Source organism: Pseudoflavonifractor phocaeensis (genome assembly GCF_016901955.1).
Classification (GTDB): Bacteria; Bacillota; Clostridia; order Oscillospirales; family Oscillospiraceae; genus Flavonifractor; species Flavonifractor phocaeensis_A.
In genome coordinates this window covers 1-4650 of record NZ_JACJLC010000135.1, presented here as the reverse complement: position 1 = coordinate 4650, position 4650 = coordinate 1, and the positions used below count along the sequence as shown (strand labels likewise).

At 58.2% G+C, this 4650-nt stretch carries 6 protein-coding genes; 3 read left to right on the top strand and 3 right to left on the bottom strand.

Going from position 1 to position 4650, the window contains the following annotated elements:
* The 3 genes from H6B51_RS16240 to H6B51_RS16230 all read right to left on the bottom strand — a co-directional run.
* The coding region (locus H6B51_RS16240; RefSeq protein ID WP_204884645.1) for an electron transfer flavoprotein subunit beta/FixA family protein at positions 1-778 on the bottom strand (778 nt) is incomplete at its 3' end.
* A gap of 307 nt (positions 779-1085) precedes the next feature.
* The gene (locus H6B51_RS16235; protein ID WP_204884644.1) at positions 1086-1736 is read right to left on the bottom strand and encodes a hypothetical protein; all 651 of its coding nucleotides are present in this window, start codon (positions 1734-1736) and stop codon (positions 1086-1088) included.
* Entirely contained in the window at positions 1736-2293 is a 558-nt protein-coding gene (locus H6B51_RS16230; protein ID WP_335342194.1) for an MBL fold metallo-hydrolase, read from the bottom strand. The genes H6B51_RS16235 and H6B51_RS16230 overlap by 1 nt, the downstream gene beginning before the upstream one ends.
* A 185-nt stretch (positions 2294-2478) precedes the next feature.
* Between H6B51_RS16230 and H6B51_RS16225 the strand changes: the two genes are divergently transcribed.
* The 3 genes from H6B51_RS16225 to H6B51_RS16215 are packed head-to-tail and all read left to right on the top strand — an operon-like array spanning position 2479 to position 4520.
* Positions 2479-3660, top strand: a complete 1182-nt coding sequence (locus tag H6B51_RS16225; protein ID WP_204884643.1) for a hypothetical protein — start codon at positions 2479-2481, stop codon at positions 3658-3660.
* Positions 3650-3865 carry a hypothetical protein gene (locus tag H6B51_RS16220; RefSeq protein ID WP_204884642.1) on the top strand — a complete coding sequence of 72 codons (216 nt, stop codon included), beginning with the start codon at positions 3650-3652 and terminating at the stop codon, positions 3863-3865. Before H6B51_RS16225 ends, H6B51_RS16220 begins: the two co-directional genes overlap by 11 nt.
* Entirely contained in the window at positions 3828-4520 is a 693-nt protein-coding gene (locus tag H6B51_RS16215) for a hypothetical protein (RefSeq protein ID WP_204884641.1), read from the top strand. The genes H6B51_RS16220 and H6B51_RS16215 overlap by 38 nt, the downstream gene beginning before the upstream one ends.
* Positions 4521-4650: the final 130 nt, after the last annotated feature.

The following is a 4650-nucleotide window of genomic DNA, read 5'->3' as shown; positions in this document are numbered from 1 at the left end:
GCGCTGCCAGCTTGACGGCGGACTCCTCGTTGGTCTCCTCCTTGATTTTCACGCCGCCCTTCTTTTTCTGGGGCACAAAGGACTTCTTGACGTGGGTGGGGGAGCCCTTGAGGCCGATGCGGCTGGTGTCGATGTCCGGCAGGTCCGCGCAGGTGATGGTGGGGATCTGGGCCTTGTTGGCTGCCATCTTCCGCTTAATCGTTGGGTAGCGGGGGTCAAAGGAGGGCTTGGTGAAGGTGACCAGGCAGGGCATCTTCACCCCGATGACCATGTTGCCGTCCTGGCCCTCCTTGAGCACCTTGAACCGCTCCCCGTCCGCCTCAATCTCCAGGGCGTAGGTCACCTGGGGCAGGTCCAGGTGCTCGGCGATCTCCGGGCCCACCTGGGCGGTGTCCCCGTCAATGGCCTGCTTGCCGCAGAAGATGGCGTCAAACTTCCCCTCGCTCTCCTCGATCTTCTTAATAGCGGTGGAGAGAATGTAGCTGGTGGCCAGGGTGTCCGACCCGCCGAAGGGACGGCCCGAGACCAGGTAGGCCTTGTCCGCCGCGATGGCCAGGCACTCCTTCAGGGCCGCCTTGGCCTGCTCCGGGCCCATGGACACCACTACGATTTTGGTATCCGGGTCCTTATCCTTGATCCGGGCGGCCGCCTCCAGGGCGAAGCCGTCAAAGGTGTTCACGATGCTGGGCACTCCCTCCCGCATCAGGGTGTTGGTCTCCGGATTGATCTTAATCTCGGTCGTATCCGGAACCTGTTTGACACAGACCAGTATGTTCATATCCGCTTCCTCCTTTTTATGCAGTCTGGTAATGGGAACGATGGATTCTGTGCAGCGGCTCTCAATGGGTCAGAGAGCACGAAATGCCCAAATTCAAGACGCTGTATTGATTATTTCTGTGCTTTTAGTATAAACGCCCAGGCTGCCTCTGGGGAAGTGACAAAGGTTCTCTCCCGTCTATAATTAGATGTTCTCCCGGATTTGTCCACCGGGGGATCGTTTTGAACATTGGAGCGATATCCCGCGGCAAAAAAGCGGGGCACCGGCCTATCGACCGGTGCCCCATCAGAGAGCAGTGGATTCAGGACTATGCTTTTGGCTGTACGAAGGGCTTGCCGCAGCTGAGCTTGATGCCGCTGAAGCTGAGCATGGTGGACGTCACCGCATAGAAGCCGATGAGGCCGTCCACAAACAGGCACCAGGCGGCAAAGTTGTTCCAGCTGGCGGGCAGCACCTCCGCACCGGTCAGGCCGTAGAACAGCACACCCAGCCCGCCGGTGAGGAAGCTGAAAAAGTCGGTCTTGGCGGCGGTGAGCATTCCCGGCAGGCAGGCCAGCAGGAAAGCCCCGCCCACGATAAAGACGATGCCCAACACCTGGTAGTCAAAGGGGACGCCCAGCTCGGCGGCGATGGTCATGCCTACATGGGTAAAGCCGCCGGCCGCGCCGAAGAAGGCGCCGAACACCATAAAGACGTTGCCGCCCACCCCGTTGCCCCGGGCCAGGAGGAGGACGCCGCCCACGGTATAGCCCACAAACACCGCCGTCTGGAGCACCCCCAGGGCCAGAGTGGCCCCCTCGCCCAGCAGACCCATGGTATTGGCCCAGAAGCAGAAGCAGAGGGTGGCAAAGATCAGGGTCAGCGTAGGGCTGGCGTCGGCATAGCCGGGGATGCCCTGGACGGAGACGTTGCTGGTCTGGGGCGCTTCCGCCGCCCCGCGCTCCTGTGTCCGCTCCATTAGTCGTACCACTCGGGGGATAGCTTGTAATTTTTGTAGCTGTTGACATCGTGGCTGAAGAAGAGGGTGCCCTTCTCAGCCTCCAGGATCTTGCGGCACTTGTCCACACTGGCCCGGTACTCCACGGGGCGGGCGCACATACCGGGCAGCACCGTGGGAGGACCGTAATTGATGGAGTTGTAGATGGCGTCGGCGGGGAAGATCACCGTGCCGGTCTGCTCGGTGCGCACCAGCAGGCCCATGGTGCCGGGGGTGTGGCCGGGCAAGAGGAGTAGCTCCAGATCGTCGGCCAGCTTCACGTCCCCCTGGACCAGCTTGTAGGCGATGCCATCCAGGCCGCTGTACTCGTGGCGGACATAGCCGTTAACATAGAGGTTGAGGGCCGGGTCGTCCTTGTTACCGTAGAAGAAGGCATTTTTGGCCTCCTCCTCCTGGACGATGATTGCCTTGCCCGCCTTGGTGCCCCGGAACATACGGACGTTTCCGGCGTGGTCAAAGTACAGGTGGGAGATGATGAGCATATCAATGTCATCTACGGTCAGGTCCAGCTCGGCCAGTTTTTCCTTGAGGTCGCAGTGCTCGTGGATAGGGTAGCCCTCGGCCAGAGCCTTGGGCCAGCGGTATCCGAGAAATCATTTGAATAGATAAAGCTATTCTGAACGAGTGCGTTCGTCGGAACTATGAGGCATCTCACCACACCGCAGACGACGCACTCTCCAACGAGGCGAATATCCCATTGCTGATGATCCCCTCTGCAGAACCCTTGATCCGTAATGCAGATGACTGGGAGGCTCGGTTTGAGGTGGTGCGGGGTACCTTTTCCTCCCGAGTGGGGCAGATCTGCAACGCCGCTCTGGATCGCGGCATCATCGCCTACAATGAAAACTCCGACGCAGAGGAGCGAAAGCGACTTCAGGAGGAGACGGAGGTGCTGGCCATCCTGACTGGGTTGGAAATTGACGCCGCCAAGAGCGGGATCCGCCCGGATCTGGACGAGTACCTGAAGGAGCGTCGGATGGAACGGACGCCCTTCCTGCAGTATAAAAACCTGGTGGAGAAATCGGAAGAGACCCGGCGAGCCTGGTACGAGCCCACCCACCAGCAGCGCATCAAAGCCTTCTTTGAGAAAATTGACTGGGACAAGGTGGACTCCAATCTGGAGCGGCTGCCCTATTTGGCTCTCCAGCTGGGAAAGCACACGCCGACCATCAAGTCCAAGCCGGCAAAGGACTATGAGCTCTTCACTTTTGCCCAGGAACCGGACTGGAGGGAGCATCTCGATCAGGAGATTTTGGAGCAGGTCTCCGCACTGCTGCGCGACTATGAAGCCTGTCTCTCCCGCATCCGGGCCTGCCGGATAGAGCCAAAGGAAAAGAAACGGAAGAGTGATATAGAGCGGATCCTCTTTGCCCGAGGACAGGAGGAGCTTTGGGATACGGACGAGCTGTACGCTCAGCTTGGAATACTGCCTCCGGAACGTTTGGAGGAAATCTGGGCAGCGTTGGATAATACCAAGTGGCAGTTTCTAACAGAAGAGCAGAGGATGCACTTCCTTCTTACATGGCTCCCGGAGTTTGAGCAGCTGTTTGACTTGTTTTCTGATTTCCGCAGCGGCGGATATCGGGTTCTAAGCGACTTGCTCTGTGACATTCTGCAGGAAAATGAGCAGCGAAAGCAACGACAGCTGCATCGCTCCGACGATTCGCCGGTATTTGACAATTTGATGGAAGCATATCTCGACAAGCGGAACTCCCAACACTATCGGGAGGCGGTATCTATACGGTGCCGTGAACTGTTGAATGAGATTGTGCGTCCACAGGTGGCTGTGCGCTATCTGGAGGCCCTGGGCAAGCGGAATCTGCTGTGGGATCTGTTGCTGGATATGCTAGAACCCAATGTATTGGAGGTGCGCCATGCTGAATGAGTGGCAGGAATTTTTAGATTATACAGAGCCGGTGGCGTACCGTGCCTCTGGCAAAAAGGACACCACCTGGCTGGGGCGGTTTACCTTTGAGGCCCTGCGGGATTTCAGCGGTATGAACCGCATTTTGACCATCCTGGCGCGGGGCTTTCTCTTCCACGATTCAGAAGGTGCGCCGCTGCCAGGGCGATCCCAGGGAGCGGATTGATTATGCTCACGATGGCCTGTGCGCCTGGTGCAGCATTCCGGAGCGGGACAGCACACCCAAAGAAGAGTGGCAGCACCGCACCAATTTTGCACCGCTCCACGATCAGTTTCCCAAACTGGTGGATGCAGATGGCTGGGGCTGGTTCAGCCGCCACTTCCACCGAGCGATGCGGTTTGCCGCTGCCCATCCGGACCTGGTCCGCAAAAACTACGCGGACTCTGCCGGCGAGTTGGACAAGCATTTCGACCGGGTGTGGCGCAGCAAGGTGCTCCAATACCAGACTGAGGCCCTCTCCACCTCCACAGAGGGGGCATGGACGATCCGCTTTGACGACATGATCGCTGACGCCCTGGAACTGGGGCCCCTGCGCCGCATGGCACAGGAACTTCCAGCGGAGTTGATGGAGCGTCTTGAGAGGGCCCGTCCTGAAAAAATGCCTTCCAACGTCCTACCCACCTTAGTGACCTACTTTCTGGCCAACCGACCTGAGGACAGTGACTGGGTGGTACTCCCCGTAACCAACTTTGATTGCTACTTTGGCGATACAAACTTTGGACGAAAGTATTTGAACCAACTCCCTCAGCCGGTCATCGAGCGGAGCAACAGTTTTGGTATCAGCCGGTATCGGGTGCGGGAAGAATATCTGCCAAAATAAGTGAAGGGACTGGCCAGTCGGCCGTAAGCGCTCAACGACCACCCACCTTCCGTATCCCTCGAAAATGTGAGACAATATCCCAAAACTCAAAAAGCTGACAGTCAGTTTTTTAAGACTTCACATCAGGAGG

Coding starts and splice junctions, on each gene's coding strand:
- H6B51_RS16235 (WP_204884644.1), bottom strand. CDS start 1,736: ATGGAGCGGACACAGGAGCGCGGGGCGGCGGAAGCGCCCCAGACCAGC.
- H6B51_RS16225 (WP_204884643.1), top strand. CDS start 2,479: ATGATCCCCTCTGCAGAACCCTTGATCCGTAATGCAGATGACTGGGAG.
- H6B51_RS16220 (WP_204884642.1), top strand. CDS start 3,650: ATGCTGAATGAGTGGCAGGAATTTTTAGATTATACAGAGCCGGTGGCG.